Annotated in this window: 22 protein-coding genes; 3 read left to right on the forward strand and 19 right to left on the reverse strand. The window is 50.0% G+C overall.

Features of this window, described 5'->3' with window-relative positions; all coding sequences use genetic code 11:
• Positions 1-123 precede the first annotated feature (123 nt).
• The 10 genes from JUF13_RS02400 to JUF13_RS02445 form a co-directional block, all read right to left on the reverse strand.
• Positions 124-399, reverse strand: coding sequence for a type II toxin-antitoxin system Phd/YefM family antitoxin (locus JUF13_RS02400; protein ID WP_164511328.1), 276 nt, complete (start codon positions 397-399; stop codon positions 124-126).
• A gap of 351 nt (positions 400-750) precedes the next feature.
• Positions 751-1,575 (reverse strand): serine hydrolase, encoded by an 825-nt coding sequence (locus JUF13_RS02405; protein ID WP_203637543.1) that lies wholly within the window; start codon positions 1,573-1,575, stop codon positions 751-753.
• Positions 1,576-1,629: 54 nt separating this feature from the next.
• Entirely contained in the window at positions 1,630-2,904 is a 1,275-nt protein-coding gene (locus JUF13_RS02410) for a hypothetical protein (protein ID WP_203637544.1), read from the reverse strand.
• A 91-nt stretch (positions 2,905-2,995) separates the two neighbouring features.
• A complete protein-coding gene (locus JUF13_RS02415; RefSeq protein ID WP_203637545.1) occupies positions 2,996-3,250 on the reverse strand; it encodes a hypothetical protein in 255 nt (84 codons plus the stop codon).
• 134 nt (positions 3,251-3,384) lie between these two features.
• Positions 3,385-3,648 (reverse strand): Mor transcription activator family protein, encoded by a 264-nt coding sequence (locus JUF13_RS02420; protein WP_125764584.1) that lies wholly within the window; start codon positions 3,646-3,648, stop codon positions 3,385-3,387.
• 150 nt (positions 3,649-3,798) lie between these two features.
• On the reverse strand, positions 3,799-4,287 hold the full coding sequence (locus tag JUF13_RS02425) for a hypothetical protein (protein ID WP_203637546.1): 489 nt from the start codon (positions 4,285-4,287) through the stop codon (positions 3,799-3,801).
• Between the two features lie 11 nt (positions 4,288-4,298).
• On the reverse strand, positions 4,299-4,790 hold the full coding sequence (locus JUF13_RS02430) for a hypothetical protein (protein ID WP_203637547.1): 492 nt from the start codon (positions 4,788-4,790) through the stop codon (positions 4,299-4,301).
• A 162-nt stretch (positions 4,791-4,952) separates the two neighbouring features.
• A complete protein-coding gene (locus JUF13_RS02435) occupies positions 4,953-6,041 on the reverse strand; it encodes an SdiA-regulated domain-containing protein (protein ID WP_203637548.1) in 1,089 nt (362 codons plus the stop codon).
• 85 nt (positions 6,042-6,126) lie between these two features.
• Positions 6,127-7,215, reverse strand: coding sequence for a hypothetical protein (locus tag JUF13_RS02440; RefSeq protein WP_203637549.1), 1,089 nt, complete (start codon positions 7,213-7,215; stop codon positions 6,127-6,129).
• Positions 7,216-7,588: 373 nt separating this feature from the next.
• Positions 7,589-8,062, reverse strand: coding sequence for an S-ribosylhomocysteine lyase (locus JUF13_RS02445; protein ID WP_125764574.1), 474 nt, complete (start codon positions 8,060-8,062; stop codon positions 7,589-7,591).
• Between the two features lie 894 nt (positions 8,063-8,956).
• Here JUF13_RS02445 and JUF13_RS02450 point away from each other — a divergent pair.
• The gene (locus JUF13_RS02450; protein ID WP_203637550.1) at positions 8,957-9,952 is read left to right on the forward strand and encodes an LCP family glycopolymer transferase; all 996 of its coding nucleotides are present in this window, start codon (positions 8,957-8,959) and stop codon (positions 9,950-9,952) included.
• 526 nt (positions 9,953-10,478) lie between these two features.
• Here JUF13_RS02450 and JUF13_RS02455 read toward each other — a convergent pair.
• The 8 genes from JUF13_RS02455 to JUF13_RS02490 all read right to left on the reverse strand — a co-directional run bounded on the left by JUF13_RS02455 (position 10,479) and on the right by JUF13_RS02490 (position 18,655).
• Positions 10,479-11,312: a DUF1129 domain-containing protein gene (locus tag JUF13_RS02455; protein WP_225893595.1), complete on the reverse strand. Its 834-nt coding sequence runs from the start codon at positions 11,310-11,312 to the stop codon at positions 10,479-10,481.
• 70 nt (positions 11,313-11,382) lie between these two features.
• Positions 11,383-11,739 (reverse strand): fluoride efflux transporter FluC, encoded by a 357-nt coding sequence (locus JUF13_RS02460; protein ID WP_203637552.1) that lies wholly within the window; start codon positions 11,737-11,739, stop codon positions 11,383-11,385.
• The gene (gene crcB, locus JUF13_RS02465) at positions 11,739-12,131 is read right to left on the reverse strand and encodes a fluoride efflux transporter CrcB (protein ID WP_203637553.1); all 393 of its coding nucleotides are present in this window, start codon (positions 12,129-12,131) and stop codon (positions 11,739-11,741) included. The genes JUF13_RS02460 and crcB overlap by 1 nt, the downstream gene beginning before the upstream one ends.
• Before the next feature lie 415 nt (positions 12,132-12,546).
• Positions 12,547-12,810 (reverse strand): metal-sensitive transcriptional regulator, encoded by a 264-nt coding sequence (locus JUF13_RS02470; RefSeq protein ID WP_125764562.1) that lies wholly within the window; start codon positions 12,808-12,810, stop codon positions 12,547-12,549.
• The gene (gene trxA / locus JUF13_RS02475) at positions 12,810-13,136 is read right to left on the reverse strand and encodes a thioredoxin (protein ID WP_125764560.1); all 327 of its coding nucleotides are present in this window, start codon (positions 13,134-13,136) and stop codon (positions 12,810-12,812) included. Before trxA ends, JUF13_RS02470 begins: the two co-directional genes overlap by 1 nt.
• 136 nt (positions 13,137-13,272) lie before the next feature.
• Positions 13,273-14,679 (reverse strand): FAD-dependent oxidoreductase, encoded by a 1,407-nt coding sequence (locus tag JUF13_RS02480; protein ID WP_203637554.1) that lies wholly within the window; start codon positions 14,677-14,679, stop codon positions 13,273-13,275.
• Positions 14,680-15,761: 1,082 nt separating this feature from the next.
• Positions 15,762-16,415 carry a VTT domain-containing protein gene (locus JUF13_RS02485; RefSeq protein WP_203637555.1) on the reverse strand — a complete coding sequence of 218 codons (654 nt, stop codon included), beginning with the start codon at positions 16,413-16,415 and terminating at the stop codon, positions 15,762-15,764.
• A gap of 1,385 nt (positions 16,416-17,800) precedes the next feature.
• Positions 17,801-18,655, reverse strand: coding sequence for a DegV family protein (locus JUF13_RS02490; protein ID WP_203637556.1), 855 nt, complete (start codon positions 18,653-18,655; stop codon positions 17,801-17,803).
• Between the two features lie 610 nt (positions 18,656-19,265).
• On the opposite strand from JUF13_RS02490, the gene JUF13_RS02495 reads away from it, so the two are divergent.
• Both JUF13_RS02495 and JUF13_RS02500 read left to right on the forward strand, forming a co-directional pair.
• Positions 19,266-20,642 carry an Nramp family divalent metal transporter gene (locus JUF13_RS02495; protein WP_203637557.1) on the forward strand — a complete coding sequence of 459 codons (1,377 nt, stop codon included), beginning with the start codon at positions 19,266-19,268 and terminating at the stop codon, positions 20,640-20,642.
• Positions 20,643-20,759: 117 nt separating this feature from the next.
• Positions 20,760-21,287, forward strand: a complete 528-nt coding sequence (locus tag JUF13_RS02500) for a GNAT family N-acetyltransferase (RefSeq protein WP_203637558.1) — start codon at positions 20,760-20,762, stop codon at positions 21,285-21,287.
• 420 nt (positions 21,288-21,707) lie between these two features.
• Here the strand turns inward: JUF13_RS02500 and JUF13_RS02505 are convergent, their stop codons facing one another.
• Entirely contained in the window at positions 21,708-22,457 is a 750-nt protein-coding gene (locus tag JUF13_RS02505) for a glucose 1-dehydrogenase (RefSeq protein WP_203637559.1), read from the reverse strand.
• Between the last annotated feature and the right edge of the window lie 335 nt (positions 22,458-22,792).

Here is a 22,792-nt window from a genome sequence, read left to right on the forward strand (position 1 = left end):
GTCACCTAACCAATACCCGAAACACTTCACTGTAAATCGTTAATTTAACAACATTCTTATTGACAAGCCGTAGAAAAAGAGCGCCCTCTTCCCAGATGACTTGGTGAAGAGGGCGCTACTGTCCTATGACGGTTCGACTTCTGCCGGTTCCGTCACCATTTCCTGGCTCACGACGGCGGCAGCTTCCTTTTGCTCAGCGGTTGCCTGTAACCAGGCCCGGCTTTCTAGGTGACTCAAAATAAACTGATTTTCCAGCAGATTACTGTACTCCTCCACGGAAATCAGTACGACGTTATGCTTGTTCTTACGAGTAATCATCAAAGGTTCTTGATTATTGGTCACTCGCTTCATGTAGTGCTTTAACTTCTTCCGGAAAAACGCGTAACTCGTTGCGTCCATAATGTCCCTCCCCAGGTTCATTGCTGCTGGTCTAAGTCAATCAGTTCTGGCACCACGCTTGTCTGACAATCATCATCAGACTCTCACACGTCATCAGTTGCTGGTCATCCCCTGAGCGCGCAACAAACCCGGTTCCGGCCGAAGGACCTGCCGGGTTGCTTTTCCCAGGAAAATGATTGCTCCCCCTCACCAATGATTACCCCAATGTTAACGGATAAAGTCCCCGACGTATAGCCCATTTACACAACATTTACATACAAATTTTGCAATAATGAAAGCACGGAAATCCTTGTATAACAGCATTTATACGATCACAAAAAAAGCCGAGAGCTTTCACTCCCGACCTAGTCATTAACGATGTTGATTCAAATAAGTGACCGTGTCCCGACCCAAGCGGTTCATGGCGTGATATTGCTGATATTGATTGCCCTGTTGTGCCATCACCACGACCGTGTAGGTGCCGTGGGACGTCTTAAACAGACTCGCATCGTTCTGGACACCCTTGGCTGGGAACTCCCCCGTCTTGTTGTACACGGCGGCGTGCGTCACCAGCTTAGGCAGTTTGCTATGATTCTTGCAATGATGTAACAGGTTCATCATTTGCTTATCCCGGGTTTTCCCTAACAACTTATGTTGCGAGACTAACGTTAAGAACCTGGTCAAATCATGCACTGATGTGTAATTGTCATGCCCGCGACTGATTGCCCGCGTATCCATCATGTACCGCTTTAAATGCGTGTGCTTAAAGCCATACTGCTTAGCGGTCTTGTTGACCAATTTGAACCCACCTAGCCGATGGATCAAGGCGTTGGTAGCCGTGTTGTCGGAATTATAAATCATCCGTTTCAAATTAGTCTTCACCGTCTTCGTTAATTTCAAATGGTGATTCTGGGCCCGTTTGAAAATCGTCAGCATTACATACACCTTAATGGTACTGGCCGAACGCTGCGCCTGGACCTTGTGATTGCCCGTGGTCACGCTTAGTGGTCGCTGGCCCAACCGCGTGACCTGGACCGACCACCGGCCGTGAACCGGTGCCATGTCCCGTTTGATTACCTTCTTAATGGCCGTTTTTTCGTGTGAGACCGTCGTTGCCTGGGCCGTTACCGTGGACCCCAATAGCCCTAACGCTAAGGCACCCACAATGCCGAGTCTAAGCCATTTTTTCACTGTCATCCTTACTCATTCCTCCAAGGCCGGCCCATCAAATTTCACGTGAGTCCGCGCGATTTATTTGCCATATTCTGTGGCGATAACTTTACTGTCACCCGTCGTGTTGTCGGTCAATTCACCCTTCGAATTGATGCCGTACCACCCCACTGTTGGGTCCACCATCTCCGTGACCCCTTGCTTCTTCATGTTCTCTGTGCTGTGATTTTCCTTGACCCGAATCGTCAGCGTGCCATCATCATTCGTGGTTTGCGTGAAAAACATGTCCCGAATCGTGATGTGCTTGCCCGCGTAATCCTGCTTCAAGTGTAACCAGATCCACTGGTCGACCTGATCAGTCGTTAAATTATGCGTGTCCACCGCACTAGTCGCGTCCGAACTACTGCTAGTGCTGGTCGTGGTGGAACTCGCGCGACGCTCACTAGAACTTGCTGTCGTGGTATCCCCCTTTTGAGCAGCCGCAGCGCCATAGGTCCGGTCGGCCTTGGCCTGCGTGGCCGTCAGCTGAGTCATCGCTGGGATATTCCCAAACACCCCGATCAACTTCAGCCGGTCGTTTGTCAGCTTCACGCGATAAACGTTTAAGGCCACTTTAGTTCCAATGCCATACGACTTCAACCAATAATTATGATGTGCCAATTTCTTATAGGAAGCCTGGTGATTAACACCCCAACCGGCGCCCTCAGAAACCAATTCCTTATGCTGATTATAGGTGTCATTGCGCCCATCTAACCTGTCAGTATTCACGTAGAAAGTCGTCCGCATAAACGCAGCACTCGACGATTCATAGGCGCCAGCCGGATCAACGAGACCACCCGGATGATAGCGCTTAGCCGCGTATAGATCCGTTTGCCAGGTGCCCTTTAATTCTTCAGGCACCCCTGTCGTCCATCCCTTGCCGTTATCGCCTACGATAAAATTACGATTGAACCTTGGTGACGTACTCTTCAGATTATAGGCCTGCTTGGCGTCGTCCAGCCAACTAAAGGTGACCGTGGCCGTCTGCTTTTGGGGCAGCTTGACCGTTAACTTCTTAAGGCCATCCTGTGACTTGACGCCGGTGATGATGCCCTTAATCACGGTGCGTTTGTTAGTCGTCAACGCCCACCGCCAATGATTCTGATGATACGTGAACCGTGAGTAGGTCACCTGCTGATTGGTGCGGGTCCCCGCATCCTCTGCCGAACTCTTTCGCACCGGCTGCAGCAACGTTGTCAGTTTTGATGGTTGTGGTTGATCGGCCAGTTTCTGCTGCGTGGTGGATTTCGCACGGCAACCGCTTACAATCACGACCGCCACTAGGGCGAGGCCGAGTAACTTCGCTTTCGTTTGCATGAGTAGCTCCCCTATCTTTTTGTCCGTTTGCCAAACAGTGCCGACACTCGTCATCCAAGTCTCAGCACCGTCGTGGTCCCTACCATATGTACTAGTTTTTGTTCTCGCTGATGACCCGCTTGACCCACCGCTGTGAATAGCCATACTTGTCGGCCAGCTGCTTCTCCGACATCTGCGGATACTTTTCTTGGATAGCCGCAACGGTCCCATTTCGGTCGTAAAGCTTCATTGGTAGGTTCAACTGGGTCCCGCGAAATTCCTGGTAAAATTTGAGCATTTCGTCGGTTCCCAGCAGTTCATTGAGCTTTTTATAAACGCCTTGCAGCGCATCTGTATCAATATCCATAGTTTTTTCAAGCCTTCCCAGTTGTTTAAAGATTCTTAAACAAAGGTTAGCAAATTTTAGTGGCAAATAGTAATAGCTTCGACACCTATCATAGCATACACAGTTATTTGCTGGGTTGATTGTACAGTTGCACGTCAAATACCGTCGTTTTTATTTTCGTGCTGAAGGTACTTGCGCACGGTGCGCTCCGCCAGCTGGTACTGCGCACTCAATTCATGCACCGAAGCGCCTGCGGAATAGTCGCCGTGAATCCGCTCCTGCAAGGCCTCACGCCGCATCAACCGCATTGGGAAGTTGACCGTACTTCCCCGAAAATCCTTAAAAACTTTAAGCGTATTTTCCTCACCAATCAACTCGGCCAAGTCCTGGTAAATCGCCTGCCAATCCTCTTTTGCCATGTCGTCCACCGCCCTTCTCTTAAAATTTTTGCTTACTTACAGTCTAAACTATTCTGGGGCTTGGGTGTCCACTTATTTTCACAAGACGCGCACTTTTTGCGAAATAAAAAGAATCCGTCACTTATTGGCGAATTCTTCTTAGGAAATAACTTAGAACGCTAAATGCTTTTGAATCGATAGTGGCGCAAAATATTGATGTTTCGTTTTAAAGTGCGTAAAGACCACCGGCTTCAGACTGGGATCCTGTTGGGGCGAGGCAATCACAGTCCGCTTCTTGCCGCGAATCTTCATGGTCATGGTAAAGTAACTAGCAGTATCAGCGGGATGCGTTTTACTGTTGAAATTGTATACTGCGCGCTTCCCCTTTTGTGACCACTTGGTAATCGTCAGACTTGGCAATGTATATTTAGATTGATTACCAAACCTAGAGGTGACCTGATGCTTCTTGATGACCAATTTGTACATGCCATCCTTCTTGCCCATGTATTGGTACCAGGTTCCCCGCATCTTTTTGGGCGTTGCTTTTACCGTCCGATACTTTGTTGTAGCTGCCTGTGCGGTGGTGCCTACATTAAGCGCACTGCCACCAACCAGCGTTGCCAATACAATAACAAAACTAATTAAAAATTTCTTCATCATTAACGACCTTCCTACTGGGTAATTGAATCAGGGCGCTTGTTCAATACTTTCTGAGAAACAGTATAAGTTCGCTTAGGCTTAGTCTTCGTGAAGACGTTTGGATTAATACCAGCACCTTGAGGAAGCTCAACTAAGACATGCCGCTTCTTCCCATTAATCTTCTTTGTATAATTAAAAAGAACTGTTCCACCACTTGGAGCCGTTTTACTATCAAATCCATACAAAGCAAGTTTTCCTTTTTGATAATCCTTCGTCACATCTAGCTTTTTGATTAAGGAATTCTGATCATCATATTTGTAATTGAACGAATGCTTCTTAATGACAATCTTAAACATACCGCGCTTAGCATCCTTATGGTACCAAGTTCCACGCATCTTTTTAGGGGTAGCTTTCAAGTGCGTAAATTTGGTTTTAGCTGCCTGCGCCGTCGTCCCCGGCGTCACCGCGCTACCCCCAACGATTGCGGCCAAAACGACCACCAAGCTGATCAAAAACTTCTTCATGCCCGACATCTCCCATTTATTATGTATGGCAATGATTTTGCCAATAATTGGTTCAACCACCACCCCATAAGGATACACCTGGAGCCGCAAAAAGCGTAGTCGAAATTTTTTCACTAAAAATGGCGCTCAGTCCCATCGGACCGGCGCCATTTTGGCTAATCATTACCAATTTAAAGAATTACTAGTTAATATTTCTGGGTTGTGGTTACTCATCAGATAGGCCTGACCGTTGTCGCCAAAGGTCAGCCCCTCGAACTCCCGGGTCGAGTCGAAGCCCGTCCAAGTCACATCATTGCTGGTCAACTGCCCCAGCTTGGATACTGGTAAGCTGGCAATCGAATCGTCGGCCACCAGGTATAACCGGTTGTTGTGCGGGTTGTACGCCATGCTTTGCACGCAGGTGCCCGGGCCGTGTTCCAAAATCTGCTTGGTCAATTGAAAATGCACGTGGTTATTTTGAATCGTTCCCTGATAAAGGTAGACGTTCACGGGGTCGGGGCGCGTCCAGAAGTAGGCGTGGCCGGCCTGGTCAAAGGCCAAGACGTGCCCACCAGGAACGTTGAGCGTCTTGGACTTCAGCCGAAACTGAATCTTGTGGACCGGCGTCAACGTGCTGGCACTGATTTGTTGGAGCACGCCGTACTTACTGAGGTTGACCCGCGGCGCCGACTCCTTGTCGCACCACATGTAAAACTTCTGCGTAGCCCAATCGTAGGCTAAGGATTGGCCGTGACCGGTCGCAAACGCGGGCCCCACCTTGATGGCCGCCCGAATCTGCTTTTCCTGTGCGGATTGGTTAGCCGCGGTCGTGTAGACCATCTGAATCTGCCGTGGTGTCGCGTTCAGTTGCGCCAAGGCCGACATGTCAAACCGCACGATGCGGCCACGATTCTGCCAAGCCGTGGGACAGTAGACCACGTAGAGGTACTGTCCGACCACCGCGGAACTCTGCGGGTCACCCCACGCCTGGTGTTGGTACCCCGGAATTGGCAACAGGTATTTCGTAGTAAAGGTGACCGCACTGCCCTGATCACTAGCAATCGTGTTCACCCCATGCGGATTGGTGGCATTGGCATAGGCCGTGGGTACCGTGACGAAATGAACCTGGGCATCATCCAACGACGTCAAATTTTTCGGTGTGGCCAAAGCCGCGACCGACTGCTTCACCAACGTGTCCGCCTGTGCGGGAACCGCCATCCCCATCAATCCCAAACTGAGGATTAACGCCCCGAGTAAATGAATTCTTCGCATAATCCCTCACCCCTCAATGTTTTCAGCCAGTATACTGCACTGGCCGCCAACTAGCGGAGATAAGGATTTTCTCAACTTGCTAAACTTACCAACTGACCCGGTTGCCCCGCAGGATTTCCGGATTGTGATTGGTCAACAGGTAGGCGTGCCCACCCTTGGTAAACGTCAGGCCTTCAAATTCCCGTTTGGATGAGAACTTGGTCCAGCGCACGTTGTTCTTGGTCAGATGGCCCTTGCCGGAGAGCTTGCTGACGGGCACACTGGCGATGGAATCGTCGGCCACCAGGTAAACCCGGTTGGTGTGCGGGTTGTACCCCATACTCTGCACGTGGGTGCCCGGACCGTGTTTTAAAATCTGCCGCGTCAGTCGGAATTTCACGTGGTGCTTCGAGATGCTCCCCTGATAAATGTAGGCCTGGTGCGTCGTTGGTCGACTCCAGAAGTAGGCCCGGCCCTGTTTATCAAACGTTAACACGTGCCCGCCCGGCACCGCAAACCGCTTGTGCTTCAGGCGGAACCGAATTTGATACCGCGGCGTCAAGGTGTTGGCCTTGATCTGCTTGATGTACCCGTACTGATTGACGGGCGTGGCCGCCGACTTCTCCTTGTCACACCACATATAAAGATGATGATTCTTCCAGTTATACGCCAACGACTGACCGTGCCCGGTTTCAAAGGGCTTCCCAACCTTAACAGCCGCATGACTGGCAAGTTGGGCCTTGGCGTTACTGGTGTAGGCCGTCTGTAATTGCTGCGGCGTCAGACCCAGTTTATTCAGCTTTTTCATATCATAACGCACGATGCGCCCACGATTGTGCCAAGCCGTGGGACAGTATAAAACGTAGAGATAACGGCCATTGGTGGTCAAGCCCTGAGGATTCCCCCAGGCCTGATTGTGATAGCCAGGCAGCGGTAACAGATATTTTGTTTTAAAGGTGATTGCCGTCCCCCGGCTACGTTTGATGGTGTTGATACCATGCGTATTCTTGGCGTGCTGATAATTTTTGGGTGCTTTAACGTAGTGCACGCGAGAATTATTCACGTGCCGCATCCGCCCCACGCTTAAAGCGGATGACTTCTGGTGATACGTCCCGTAAGCCTGCGCGGTCGTACTGCCGCCCAGCCCCAAGCTGACGGCCACCAATACCATTAAACCCCAATGTAGCTTTTTCATGATCAAATCCCCTCAACATTTTTTCGTTTTACAAACCTGCACACTGTTTGAATCCAAACCTTTTACAACGAATAATTGCCTACCAAATCAGTTCATGCAAAATACCACGACATTAACTGAAAATATCGCGGACAACTGCCAAACAATCAATATCCCGTAATCTGTTTAGCTGTCATTTTCACCAGCCCGGAGACACTGACAACGACAGTTTAACCAATCCCAAAAGCATTTATTATATTAATTATATCGCAAGCATTCCTGGCAAACAAAGATTCTGCTAATGTGATGCATTCAACATTACTAACTGGCTAAGGCAAAATAAAAGGAACCCGGCAGCCTGCCAGATTCCTTTGGGGTTTGCGTTTAACCTAATCTAGATAACCTCACGCTTGAATGGGTCCTTAGAAATACCCTTGTCCAGGATATCCTTGCTCCATTCCTTAGCGGAGAACAGACTGTGGTCGCGGTAGTTCCCACAGCTGTATTTGTCAGTGCCTTGAACGTCTTTCCATTCCGTATCAAAGGCAATCCGGTGCAGAGAAGCCTTCAAAGCTTTGGCAACTTCTTCAGTGGATTGTTCGCCCCAGGTGATCAAATGGAACCCGGTCCGGCAACCAAATGGTGAGCAATCAATGACGCCAGACATTTCATCACGCAGGTAACCTGCCAGTAAATGTTCAATCGTATGTAACCCAGCCGTTGGAATAGCGTTTTCGTTAGGTTGAACTAATCGTAAATCAAAGTTAGAAATGACGTCGCCCTTGGTCCCTGTTTCCCGAGTAATCAACCGAACGTAAGGTGCTTTAACAGCTGTGTGATCCAAAGTAAAACTTTCAACTTTTGCCATTATTTGCCAACTCCCTTTTCATTATATATGTTAATAACCAGTTTGGTGTGGGTTATCAAAAGTGTTTCTACTCGCCTCCGGCATGGTGAAAATGGACCGGAACGCTGTGGGCGAACGCCCGGAGCCACAGAGCGGTCTCCGAGCTTATTTTGAGCCTCACAAATCGAGTCTCAAAAATATCAGTTTCCTAAGCAGCCAAGCTGCTAAGGAAACTCCCACGGCTAAGCCCATTTTCACCATACCTGCGGCTAACACTGGATTAGCCCACACGAAACTTGTTAACGATACTTCCTTTACTGTACACCAAAGTAACCGCTACCGGCCACTAATTTCTTTTAGGGAATTATAACCATTTTTGTAAACGCTGATCTGCCAGCAACTTGGCTACATTCAGATAGGATTCACTAGGACATAATTGCCCTACTTGAAAATTAAGCGATAGTCATCTAGTTCTGTAATGCCCGCACAATCTGGCAGCCACCAACCAATTTTTCCTGCCGGCTAAGTCAACGTGAGCCGCAGGACGGGTGAAAATGGGTACGCAAACGTCAGTGACCAGAGGCGGATCAAGGTTCCCAGCTGTGTCGATGGCGTTAGCTGAGGTTCCTCACTCAGCTTAGGCCATGGGGCGACCTTTGAGACCGATTCTCAGGCTCAAAGTCGAGGTGGAAGACCGCCCCTCAGGCTGGAACCGGCCCCACAGCAGGGCACCTTGAATCCGCCGCCGGGAACGGCTGGCTGTTGCCGCTCCCATTTTCACCCGCCCGGAGACGTATACAACGACTTAACCCGCCAGATAAGATTTGGTTAAAAGACTACCTAATTAGGTAAAGGTCGCCGCCATTTGCCACGTAAATGACTATACTTGTCAGCGTATAAGGGGGAGGAATCATCATGCAAAACGTACCATTGCCGCCACGGGGACGGCATTTTACCAGTCGGCGGCACCGGGGACGCCACATCCTTTTGACCCTGCTCGCCCTCTTCCTAGTGGGCGGCGGACTTTACGGGTGGCACGCATGGCATACCGCTCAACAGACCTTTTCAAAGACCTATCACGCCGTGGGCAAGCCCAGCGATACCACCATTACCAGCGGCAAGCCCTTTGCCATTCTTCTGCTAGGCACCGATACCGGCGCGCTGGGACGGACCCAGGTCGGTCGGACCGACACCATGATAGTTGCCACAATTAATCCGCAGAAGCAGACGGCCAAGCTGACCAGCATCCCCCGGGACACACTGGTCAATATTTACGGCAGTCAAAATGACGAGGAAAAAATCAACGCCGCTTATCCACTCTATGGGGCTAAAACCACGATTCAGACCGTGGAGCACCTGGTCAACATCCCCATCCACTACTATGTACTCCTGAACATGGGCGGCCTGGAGAAAATGATCAACGCGGTCGGCGGCGTCACAATTAATCCGCTACTGACCTTCCACTATCAACAAGCCAACGTCACCAAGGGCGTCAAGATTCACCTAAACGGCGCCAGCGCCCTGGCCTACTCCCGGATGCGTGACCAGGACCCACTGGGCGATTACGGCCGCCAAGCCCGCCAGCGCCAAATCATCAAGGCATTGGTGCTAAAGGAAGCCAGCCTGAGTTCGGTTCTGCGCTACCAAACGGTTTTGAAGTCGCTCAACAGTAACCTGCAAACGAATCTGACCTTCGACGACCTAATGTGGCTCCGCACCAAGGATGGCCACACCAGCCGCCACATCGAATCCCAAACGCTGCAGGGCCAACCGGCCACCATCAACGGCATCGACTACCAAATCGCCCCACAAAGTGAGATCACGAAGGTCTCAACAGGTCTCCGCCAAGCACTAGGCTTAGCCACCACCAGCACATTTCAAACGGATGCGTTGGACCCAATTGGCTTTTAAAGGTCCTTGAGGACAAGCTAAAGTTCTCATCGTCTTGAAGCGAAAATAACTGATAAAAAATGCAGACTGGCAATTTCTATGAAATTGTCGGTCTGCATTTACTTTGTTTACATTTAATTGTTAAAGAACTATATCCAATGGTAAACAACCGGTCCATCCGGCCAACTAAATCAGAGACGATCAAGAGCGACCAGAAGCGGGTCAAGGTTCCCCGCTGTGTCGATGGTGTTAGCTGAACCATTAATTATCCGCTTAAAATTAAGCTTACTATGGAAGCACACCCAGCTACTCCGACTTAAACCAGAACTCGGTTAAAAATCAACCGCAGCCGCAGGAAGCCAGGGATGGAGTCAGCTGTGTCGATGGCGTTAGTTACCGTTCTTGGGTAACTTACGCCATGGGACGACTTTGGAGACAGGCTGGTTTTGCCAGGCTTCAAAGCGAGCTGGAAGACCGCCCTTTGGCTGGAGGCGTTCCCCACAGCAGGCGGAATCCCTGGAAGCCGGAGGCGGCTATTTTTAACCAGTTACTCTGATTTAGTTTGGCGGAGTTGCCAGATGTGCCAGCCGATGATTAGGATGCTAGCATCCGCCAGCACCGTTCCCAATGCAATCAACAGGTTCCCCGCGGAGGTTACCATCAACCCGGAGGTCAACGGGAACCGCGCCAGTAAGCCCAGCAGCGTCGTAATCCACAGGCTCCCCAGAATGGCGGGAAACCAAGAATCCGCGTGACGCCGGTGATGCCACCAGGTCAGACCAGTGACGGCCAGGGCAAAGACTAATAGGAACACACTACCGCCAACCCGGGTCAGGTAAATCAGCCCTCGCGCCGGGACGACTCGTGCGGCCAGCCACGTCGCGAGAAACAACGCGACAACGATGACCAGCCAACCGACTAGCTGCATTTGTGACGTCACCCGCCCGGCCAACCAGATACCTAGAATCATGGCAATCACGAAGATGCCAAACTGTACCGTAATCAACAGGCCTTGTAGCGGCACGGCTGGTAAAATCGCTGCGGGTAAAACAACCCCTAAGATGAAGATTAAGACAGGCACCAATAAGTCCCAGGTCAGCCACGCGGGTTTAGCCGTCGAAGCCGCCCCTACTTGGTTAGCGATGGTCTGCGGGTCCGCCCCGAAAAAGTCTCGGGCGGATTGTTCTTTTGACTGGGCCACTAATAAATTGGGCAAGACTTCCCGTAATTTTCGCTGGAGGGTATCCTCGTTAGCGAACTTGGGCTGTTGCCGCAAGGCCGTCACCAAGTCATCCCAGTAAGCCTGATTTTCTGGCGAAAGTTGCTCGCGTAATGCTTGATTTTGTTCCGCAATCGATAAGCGTTCTGCCAAGATTGCCACTCCTCTCGTTTCACTCAATATTCCCCATGATAGGGAAGTTTCCCCCGGAATACCACTGATTTATCGCGGCCTAGTGAAAGATCCAGCCGAGCCAACCACCACCGGCCGCCAATATCAGGCCACCGCCGACACTGAGTAAGAGATACAGCGTCATGGCACCATACCGGCGTTGGTCCGCCAGCATGATGACCTCGTGACTGAAGGTTGAATAGGTCGTGAAGCCACCTAGGACCCCGGTTCCAAGTAAAACAGCGGTTAAATTAGTTGCTTGCCAACCGGTTAAAAAACCTAACAATAGGCACCCCAACCAGTTGATCAACAGCGTGGCGAGTGGCCACCGATTGCCATGATAGGACTGCACCAATCGCGTCATTCCGTAGCGGCCCAAAGCCCCCACGGTCGCGCCCAGGCCAGCCACTGCGGCCATCACTCTTCCTCCAAGTGGAACGTCCACCAGCGCCGGGCAATCCACACACCCAGGGCACTGCAAATCATCCCACCAATGACGGTGATCAGCACGTAACTGATGGCCGCTAGCCACCGTTGTTCACTCATCAACCGCACGGCGTCGACGCTAAACGTCGAGAAGGTCGTAAACGCCCCGACGCCACCGACACCTAAACCCACGGTCACGGCTTCCGGCCACTGAGCCGTCAGGCGTTTGGCATGAGACAGCCAAGCCAATAGCCCACTACCGATCAAGTTAATCAAGATCGTCGCCCAGGGAAATCCGGACGTCGCGGGTAAAGCCTGCCCCACCAGGTAGCGCCCACTGCCCCCAAGAAAGGCAAAAACAATAATTGCAAACACGTTAGCCATTTGCTGGCCTCCTCCAAAAGTATCTTTCCATTGTACCAAAAAAGCCGCCATCAAGGCGACTTCTGGTGAAACTAGTTTAGATTGAGTACGAGTTGGCCGAGAAAATTTGAAGCAGTAGATCAATCAGCCAGATTCATTCGCAACTCAAATCACAAATCAATTGTCAATTCAGCCACAATCAATGTCAAATAACGAAGACATTGTCCTGGATTAAACCCACGTTAGCCGCAGGGCTGGTGAAAATGGGCTCAGCCGTGGGAGTTCCCTTAGCGGGGGGACCCGCTTAGGGAACTGCTATCTTTGAGACGCGTTTCTCAGCGGCTCAAAGTAAGTCTGGAGACCGCCTTTCGGCTCCAGACGTGCGCCCACAGCGCCACGGCCCATTTTCACCAGCCCGGAGGCGATAACAACGACCTTAGTGCGTCTTAACAACCAAATCAAGCGCTGTTTGTAATTCATGTTGCTGGTCTTCGCTGAGCTGGTCATCCGCGATGCACTGCTTGACGTTTTCAGCAACGACGACCCCAATCATGCGCTCCACGCCGGAACGAACGGCGGCGAGTTGCGTCAGGATGTCCTGACATTCCCGACCGTCATCGACCATCTTCAGGATGCCCTGTAGCTGGCCGTCCGCTCGCCGAAGCCGATTCTTTAATTGACTGGACGTTGTTTGAACCATTAAGCACTCACCTCAGTTAATTTTTCGTCGATGTACTTCTTGAGCGCGGCCTTCGGGTGAAAGCCCACAACCTTTTCCGTTGGCATCCCGTTCTTAAAGATCACCAATGACGGAATGCTCATGATGCCTAGAGATTGGGCCAGGTCTTGGTTCTGGTCGACGTCGAGGGACGCAAACTTCACTTGGTCACCATAGGCTTCGTCTAAACTTTCCAGAACAGGTGTCTGCATTTTACATGGCCCACACCAGTCAGCCCAAAAGTCCACGACCGTGACCGCGGTGTCATCACCAATGTGTTCAAAATCCTTACTTGTAATTGCTTGCATGTTCATTCATCCTCCTCAGTTTCTTAATCAGTGTCATCAGTATACCCCAAGGGGTATGATGACGCCAGCTTTTTGTTTTCAGCGTAGCCAAAAAAGGCGTGACACCCGTAGGCACCACGTCTCATTTACCAATTCGTTAATCTTTCGTCAGTTCTGGATCTTCGTCCATACCGGCCGTCAAACGAGGATGGTTGTTCCCGCGCTTGGTTTCCTTTTCCACGGCCTGTTGTGCAACCAAATTCAAGTAGTTGAATGGGTCGTCGAAGTTCGGATTGAACAGCATGTCCACGAAGGCCAAATCGTCAATCGTGTTGCGGTTTTGAATCGCAATCGAAATGGCGTTAGCGGATTGGGCCACTTCATGTTGACTGAACAACTGCGCCCCCAAGATCCGCCGGTTTTGCCGGTTATAAACCAAGTTGATGGTCAGGTCATCGGTTGATGGCATGTAGGCTGGCCGCCAAGTGCCTTCAAACGTGACCATGTCGGCATCAAAGCCCGCGTTCAACGCGTGGTCGATGGTCAACCCGGTTGACGCCAATGTCCGCCCAAAGATTTGCATCGCGGACGTAGCTTGCGTACCCATGTACTTCTGAATGTTACCGAAGATGTTGATTCCGGCTAACATCCCTTGCCGAACAGCGTTCGTTGCCAGTGGCGTGTAAGCTGGCTTACCAGTTGGGTTAAAGTTAACCACACTGGCGTCCCCACAAGCAAAGATGTCAGGATCAGATGATTGCACGTAGTCGTTGATGATGATGGCACCGTGCCGATCCATGTCGACCTGGCCCCGCAACAGTTCTGTGTTTGGCACAAAGCCCGTGCAGACAACGGCTAAGTCAGCGGTGAAGTCTCCGTTCGTGGTTTCGATAACTAATTCGCCGTCATCGTTCCCCGTAAATGAAGTTACCCGCCGATTCAACAACACGTTAACCCCTTTGTCTTCAAGGATGCTGACGATATGGTCAGACAAGCCCTTGTTAACGTAGTGGTTTAAGATGATGTCACGTGATTGCAGTAACTGAACTTCGTGGCCAGTCCGCGCATAACTTTCAGCTAATTCGGTTCCGATATAACCGGCACCGACAATCGCAATCCGTTTAACACCCTTAGCAGCCTTGTTAATCGCAACTGCTTGTTCATAATTCTTGCAAAGCATGACCTTATCTTCATCGATACCAAAAATAGGCGGTACCGTCACGGTTGACCCCGTCGCCATGATCAGCTTGTCGTAAGTGTCTGTGGTCACATCCCCAGACTCCATATCAACGACTTCGACCGACTTAGTTGCTGCGTCGATCTTAATCACGTTGTGTCGAGTTAAAACTTTTGCCCCGGCTTCCGCAAGTTGTTCAGGTGAAGAATAGAACATGTCCTCAAGATGCTTGACTTGCCCATCAAGAAACAATGAGATCCCACATGAAAGGAAAGAGACGTTCGTATGCCGTTCGTAAATGGTCACATCTGTGTCCGGATGATCACGCAAAATTTGTAGCGCTGCATTAGTTCCAGCGTGTGTACTACCAACAATGATGACTTTCATGTTTACCCTCCTACATGAAAAACGATTCTAAAGCTAGTCTACTTGAAAGTTAGCGAAAGATAAATGACTTCGTCTCGGAAAACCCGGTAAATCAGGCATTTTCCTCACACTTTCATTAAAATGGTGAAAGCATGTGCGTTTTGCACAGAAATAATTCGCCATTAGTTTATTATTCAATAAGTAAAAATCATAAAAAGAACAGCGTCAAAATAACGAATAGGCCCACAATTGCCGGTAGTCCGCGGTTTGGGCGGTTTATCTAATCTAAGGTCTAACGTCGATACCGTAACCTGTCTACTCCGCTAGTAATCTTCTTTGATTTTGACGATTGCTGATTCATTGTCCGCAACCGGTAACAACCCAATCCTTATGGGAACCGGCTTAGTTTCATTTCTAAATTTTAGTCCCGCTGCCAGCTATTAGCCTAACCCTCACACTTTCTAGCCATTTTTTTGGAACAGTTACAATTCGCTTGCGAATAACTACAAGACTCGGTATTATACCCGTAGTTGGTTCGTGATACGTTCTGACCTTAAGCACTGTGATAGATGATAGGAATCACTGTCTATAGATGCACTCCCCCCAAAACAAGTGATTTATTAACAGATTCCTAAATAGAGGTCCTGAGTAATCCGCATGTTGCTCAGGGCCTTTTCTATGCCCAAATCTCTCTGCGGGTTGTGCTTTGTCTTGCGCCTCCGGGCCGGTGAAAATTGAGCCGTGACGTGGTAGTTGGCCGTTCCCGGCGGCGGATTCAAGGTGCCCTGCTGTGGGGTCGGTTCCAGCCTGAGGAGCGGGCTTCCACCTCGACTTTGAGCCAAAGGACGGTCTCAAAGGTCGTCCCATGCTCTAAGCTGAGTGAGAAACCTCAGCTAAGACCATCGACACAGCTGGTCGCCTTGACCCGCCTCTGGTCACTAGCATCTACCTAGCCTGCTCATTTTCACCAGCCCTGCGGCTTATACTGGCTTAACCCACTCCATTTGGACATTGTTTCTAATCTCAACTATTCCTACCTAAACGAGGCTCCTCACGCATTTTTACGTGAGGAGCCTCGTTTACATCCTATTAGTATTTGTTTTCTAACGATTAGTCTTCACCGTCCGTGCTTCGCGGTAATGCTGCCAGCCCTGGCGCACTAAGAACGGAATCGCCAGAAGACCGATGAACAGCCACGTGAAGTTCTGGCGGATGAACGGCGTGTTGCCGAAGAAGTAGCCGACCGCCGAACAGCTGAAGACCCAGATGAAGCTCCCCGCCAAATTGTAGAAGCGGAACTGACGCCATTTCATATCCGTGGTGCCCGCAATGATCGGCACAAACAGCCCCACGAAGGGGATAAACCGCCCAATCAATAACGTTTGATCCTCGTTACGGGTGAAGACTGCCGTGGCCTGTTTGACCTTTTCCTCCGGTAACCGATCGATCAGTTTTTCCTGGAGGTCACCCCACTTTAAAGTCGTGACGTATTTGACAGCCGACCCGGCCGTGGCTGCCATCGTGAACATTAAAACCAGTAGCCAAATGTTTAGCTGGGAATGCGGGTTGGCCGCAATCGACCCCACCATGAATAATAGCGATTGCCCCGGAATAAAGGAAAAAATCAACATGCCAGATTCCAAAAAAATTAAAAAGAATAGCACCGGATAGATGCCTGTTCCTAACTGGTTCGTCAGTGGCACTAACACGGTCAGCGGGTGCCAAATGACCTCCCAAATCAACGCTATTAAACTCATCCTACGTCTCCCTCCGTTGTTGCCGACAGGTCGCTATTATTCACCTTATTCAAATGATAAGTGAATTTACTTTGAATCGGCGCCACGCTTTGGCCTAGATGGCCAATCTCCCATAAAATTGCTGCGGCTTTCTAATTAAGCCACGGTGCGTTTCGCCATTGCACCCATTAAAGCCCTTATTAACTATTGTTTTCATTAGTAAAACTATTATAAACGATTAACGGGTGACAAGTCTTTATTTTCCCATTTTTTCTTAATCTACTGATAACTGTCTCAATAATTGGTCTATGCTGGTGCCTCCCAGTTGATGACCAAGTCCCCGTTTACCAAATGGCTTCGTCCAACCAAGCAAATGTGTCGTCGCCAATCGGTCAATCCAGCGCTTGTTTCCTATTATACGTCTAAAACTCAAGTTGTCAGTACTACCCGCGATGTTAACCGCGATGCCCGCCAAAAATACGGCCACATCGCCGTCACCCCGGGATGTAGCCGTAATAATTTTATTTATAGTCACAGCGCTTATCAGGTGGAAACAGCCATTAAGTTTACCAACGATTGACAGCCAACGCCATTATTAGTAAATTTATGAAACCAATCAATTGCACCTAATTAGATTAGGGGTTACACTACAATCAAGTTAGTAACAAAGACTGTTGCTAACGGAGTCGTACCAAATTCTTAATACTCTTTTACGAGCAGCACTTAGCACTCCCCCAAAGTATCTAACCCTGCTCGTATCCCCCCTCAAGCCACGACGCGAATCGTGGCTTTTTTAGTGGAAAAAACTTTGCGCGTCTAGATTGTAAGAGTGACTAAGTTTCTGACCGAATTTATCGCTAATTTCTGGACAAACGTCAGTTGTTAAAAATTGTTTGATAGCGTGTCTAGTTTAAATATTACGGCTACCTGTTAATTCGATTAAACATAACTACAGATACGACACAATATTAGCTCAATTAACACGGGAACTAGCTCAGCCCCACCCCACCACAGTTAAAATCCACCTGGACTACACGCGGATTAAACCAGTGTCAGCCGCAGGGGCGGTGAAATGAGCCCGGCATGGACAGTGTCAGTGACCAGAGGCGGATCAAGGTGACCAGTTGTGTCGATATCTTCTTGCCACTGTTTGACTACAACCGCCATTAGTTAGAATCCACCCTGGACTACACGCGGGTTAAACCAGTGTCAGCCGCAGGGGCGGTGAAAATGAGCTCAGCCGTGGGAGTTGTCTTAGCGGGTTACCGCTTAGACAACTGCTATCTTTGAGACGTGGTCTTCGGCTCAAAGTAAGCTGGAAGACCGCTTTTTGGCTTCCAGCTTGCGCCCACAGCGTCACGGCTCAGTTTTCACCAACCCGGAGGCGCAGAAACCGTTCAAGCCCGTTAGTCCAAGACCTGGACGCCGACGCCGATGAGGCCCGGCCCCGTATGCACGCCCAAAGCCGGTGACACATCCCCGGCATACCAGTCGGTCACGTTCGGGTGAGCCGCCTTCAACTGATCCAACACCTGTTGCCGCAGGTCTGGGTCGGCCCCATCACACACGGCGACGTTGACCTTGGTGGCGTCACCAATAGCGTCATCGACCAAGTCCAGCAACTTGCCAATCGTGCGTTTAGCGCCCCGGACCTTGGCAATCGGGTAGTAAATGCCCTCGGGATCACAAGAAATAATCGGCTTCACGTTTAACAGGGTTCCGGCCATGCCGGCCACCTTGCCGATACGACCCCCAGCTTGCAGGTATTTCAGACTAGGGACATAAAAGAAGACCTTCGTCCGCGACGTCACGCGTTCAACTTCCTTAACGATGTCGGCAAACGCCAACCCCTGGTCCCGTAACTGAGCCGCATAGATGGCCGAAAAACCACTGCCGATACCGACGCTACGGGTGTTGATCACGTGAACTGTCAACGGCGAATCTTCCGCCAACAGCTGGGTCTCCTGAAAGGTCCCAGAAAGGGCAGCAGAAATACAGATGGCAATTACGTGGGTATAGCCGGACGCTTGAATTCGCTCCAACGCGTCCAAGATCCGTTTACCAGTGGGACTCGCCGTGGTCGCCTTCTCGGTCGCTTGGCGTCGATAAAATTCAGTTGGGGTAATGGTTAATCGGTCTTCGTAGACCCGGTCACGGAAGACCACGTTCATTGGCATCAATGCCATGTCAGCGGCGGCTAACACTTCAGCCGGCACATCCGAACAGGAATCGACTAAAATGGCAATTTTTTCTGGTTGCATGACGGTTACCTCGTTTCTCCTAGTTTCGCTCTTCGATAATAACTAAGATTATAACGCAATCATCTGGTTTTGGAAACTAGGTTATCTATACTTTGTTTTAAATCTAACGTAACGAACCGTTTCAGTTGCCCTTTCATGCGCCTGTGTTCTCATTAATGGTGGGACACAACTACCTAATCAAAAAATATTTTTCCGATTTAAATTTTAGACCATTCTAATCCTGTAATTAGTCGCAGCCTCTGGTTCTCATTGACCAGCCAGTAGACCCCCGACTTATCGGTTTTTTCACACGGTACGGCGGAGCAACCATGAAACCGTCACCACGTTACATTTCGCCCAAGGTCCCCCACCAGTAGTTAATATAAAAATTATAGTTACAAACATATAAAAACTTTTTTGGCCCACCAAAAATTAATCCCAACACGGTTGACATTACGGCTAAATGGCCTATACTTACGAATGGAATTGAAGCGCGTCACAAGAGTTAGCTTCGTTAATTTTGCCATTATTCGCACCATTTACGCCACGCTGACGCTGACTCGCGTTCACCAGGAAAGGCAGAAGTCAATCGACTACCTGAATTTCTAAGCCAATAGAAAAGAGGGATTTTATGAATAATCATGAAACCGACGAGAAGAAGCACCATATGATTCAGTCAACCGGGGGCAACCAAAAGAGCCTGGATGAAGTTAATGGGACCGTTGAAGTCCCGCAAAATGCGGGCTTCTGGCGAACCCTGATGGCCTACACCGGCCCTGGGGCCTTAATTGCCGTGGGGTATATGGACCCCGGGAACTGGATCACGTCGATCGCCGGTGGTGCCCAGTACAAGTACACGTTACTTACCGTGGTTTTACTTTCTAGTTTAGTTGCCATGCTGTTACAAGCCATGTCGGCGCGACTGGGAATCGTCACCGGAAAAGATTTGGCTCAGCTGACCCGGGAACATACCGGTAAGCGAACCGGCTTCTTCCTGTGGATCGTCACTGAATTAGCCATTATGGCGACTGATATCGCCGAAATTATTGGGTCCGCGATTGCGTTGAAGCTGTTATTCGGCTTCCCGCTGATTGTCGGGATCATCATCACCGCCATGGACGTTCTGGTCCTGTTGGTCCTGATGAAGTTAGGGTTCCGCAAGATCGAAGCCATTGTGGCGACCTTGGTTGCCGTGATTCTCTTCGTCTTCTTATACGAAGTTATCCTAGCCCAACCCCATATGAACCAAGTGTTAGAGGGTTACCTGCCTTCTAGCAGCATCATTACGAACCATGGGATGTTGTACCTCTCCTTAGGGATTGTTGGTGCAACGGTTATGCCCCATGACTTGTACCTGGGTTCCTCAATTTCACAAACCCGGAGCTTTGATCGTAAGGACCGCAAGAGTGTGGCCCAAGCCATCAAGTTCACCACGATTGATTCCAACATCCAATTGACGCTGGCCTTCGTGGTCAACAGTTTGCTATTGATTTTGGGAGCTGCCCTCTTCTTTGGCACCAATAGTGACCTCGGTCGGTTCGTTGACTTGTTCAATGCCCTGTCCGACAGTCAAATCGTTGGGGCCATCGCCAGTCCAATCCTGAGTATGCTGTTCGCTTTAGCCCTGTTATCTTCCGGACAAAGCTCAACCATTACCGGGACGCTGGCCGGCCAGATCATCATGGAAGGGTTCATCAACTTAAAGATGCCACTTTGGGCTCAACGGTTGATCACCCGGTTACTTTCCGTAACGCCAGTCATCATCTTCGCTATTATCTACCATGGTAATGAAGCGAAGATTGAAAATCTCCTGACGTTGTCGCAAGTCTTCCTGAGTATCGCGTTACCATTTGCCATGATTCCCCTGGTGATGTTCACTAGCAGCAAGAAGCTGATGGGTGAATTCGCCAACCGGACCTGGAGCCGAATTCTCGGTTGGATCATCGCGGTCATCCTCATTATCTTAAACATTTACCTGATTCTTAATACCGTCGGCCTGGTCAAGTAACCTCGCTGACATCCCCGTTCGCTGGCAGTTGTTGTCAATGAACGGGGATTTTTTTGCGCTTTGACATTTGTCCCCGACACGCGTATACCTAAAGAAAAAAGTTAACGAGGTGGTTAAATGTGTACGCCAAATATTCAGCTAAAGGACCCCAAAATTGCGGACGCCGCAGCGTTATATGCTTTGATTGACCAGGACCGCACCAATCTTTCTCGCTGGTTACCTTGGGCCGCCACAACCACTTCGACAGCGGATGAGCGCATTTTTCTGCGTTATTGTCAGGGCCAAATGGCCGATAAACAGCTGTGGCTCGCAGTTATTGGGGTCGACCAGCAGCCCGCTGGTATGATTGACCTCCACGAATTCAAGGACGGTCACGCCGATATTGGCTACTGGCTGGGCCGCGACTTCCGTGGTCAGGGCATCGTCTCGCGCAGCCTCGCCATGGCCGAAAACATTGGGTTCACCCGCCTAAAATGCCACAAGCTAGAACTCCTAGCGGCGACAGACAATTGGCCCAGCCGTCACGTTGCCGAGCGTAACCACTACCACCAAGACGGGATTCTGCGTCAACACATTCCCACCCGAGATGGTTACAGCGACGCGGTCGTTTACTCGAAACTCAAATCTGAATTTCACCCGAATTAAAAGACGTTACCTACTCTGCAAATTAGCAGAATGGGTAACGCCTTTCTTATATCGTACATTTTCTTCGACTGTAATCGCGTTAACCGCCACTAAACTAAGAGCGCCCCCACTAACCATCTGATGTTAGTGGGAACGCCCATTTACAGTTTGTTTAAAGGAAACTCATTAGCCAATATCAGTGACCAGAGGCAGATCAAGGTGCCCAGCTGTGTCGATGGTCTTAGCTGAGGGTTTTCACTCAGCTTAGAGCATGGGTCGACCTTTGAGACCGCACTTTGGCTCAAAGTCGAGGTGAAAGACCACCCCTCAGGCTGGAACCGGCCCCACAGCAGGGCACCTTGAATCCGCCGTCGGGAACGACAATCACCCATAGAACCAGACCATTTTCACCAGCCTGAAGGCGACTACCTTAAACCCAAGTTAAGCGCGTTGACCACCGTCGACGGTGAACTCGGCCCCGTTAGCGAACTTGGATTCGTCGCTACCCAAGTAAACACAAACTTCACCAATGTCTTCGGGCTTCCCCATGTGGCCCACAGGAATCCCAGCAATAATTTGTTGCTTAGCAGCTTCTGGGACGATGGCCGTGTCGATCCAGCCTGGGTGAACAGAGTTAACACGAATGTCGATCTTCCGTTGCGCCAAGTTCAAAGCCGTGGCGTGGGTCAACAGGCGTGAACCACCCTTGCTAGCGGAGTAAGCTGGGGCAAATGGTAAGCCGACCAAACCGGCAACGGAGGACACGTTAATGATGGAGCCCTTAGCGTCAGCCGTTTCCTTCATGGCGTTGATGGCAGCCTTTTCGCCCAAGAAATTAGCGGTCAGGTTGACATCAATCACCTTTTGCCAATCTTCTAAGGACAGGTCTTCGATGGCACCGTTAACGCCACCGATACCGGCATTGTTGACTAAGATGTCGACACGGCCAAACTTTTCAACCGTGGCATCAATCACCTTTTGCCAGTCGGCTTCTTTAGAAACATCTTGTTGGACAAACAAGCTCACCGCATCACCAAGCTTGGCAACGGCCGCATGCCCGCCGTCCACGTTATGGTTGGCAGTCAGGACAACTTTCGCCCCTTCACGAACGTAGCATTCCGCAACGCCCAGGCCGATTCCGGCAACTCCACCCGTGATGATAGCAACTTTACCTTTTAAACGATCTGACATAAATACGCACCCCTTTTGATTTTTAGTTCTCGTTCATAATATCACATAATGTTGCCCGTAAAAAATAATTCACTCAAATCGTGTGCGGGATCAGCTAATTATCTACAATAAGAGACTGACACCCGCTCCCCGCTTACTTAAGTCGAGAAAAGAATTAACCGAATCCAAACTGAACCTTTTTTATTTCTACTATTATATGGCCATATCCGACCGTCTAAGCTATCTTAATCCATTTCCGGCGTAGTTACCCTTTAGACAGTTTAATCTGCGTCACAAGCGGAATATTCATCATTTATATAGCAGGTTAGTTGAAACAGTGAATCGATAATTAGTTA

It is taken from the genome of Levilactobacillus wangkuiensis (assembly GCF_016861605.1).
In the GTDB taxonomy this organism is placed as follows: domain Bacteria; phylum Bacillota; class Bacilli; order Lactobacillales; family Lactobacillaceae; genus Levilactobacillus; species Levilactobacillus wangkuiensis.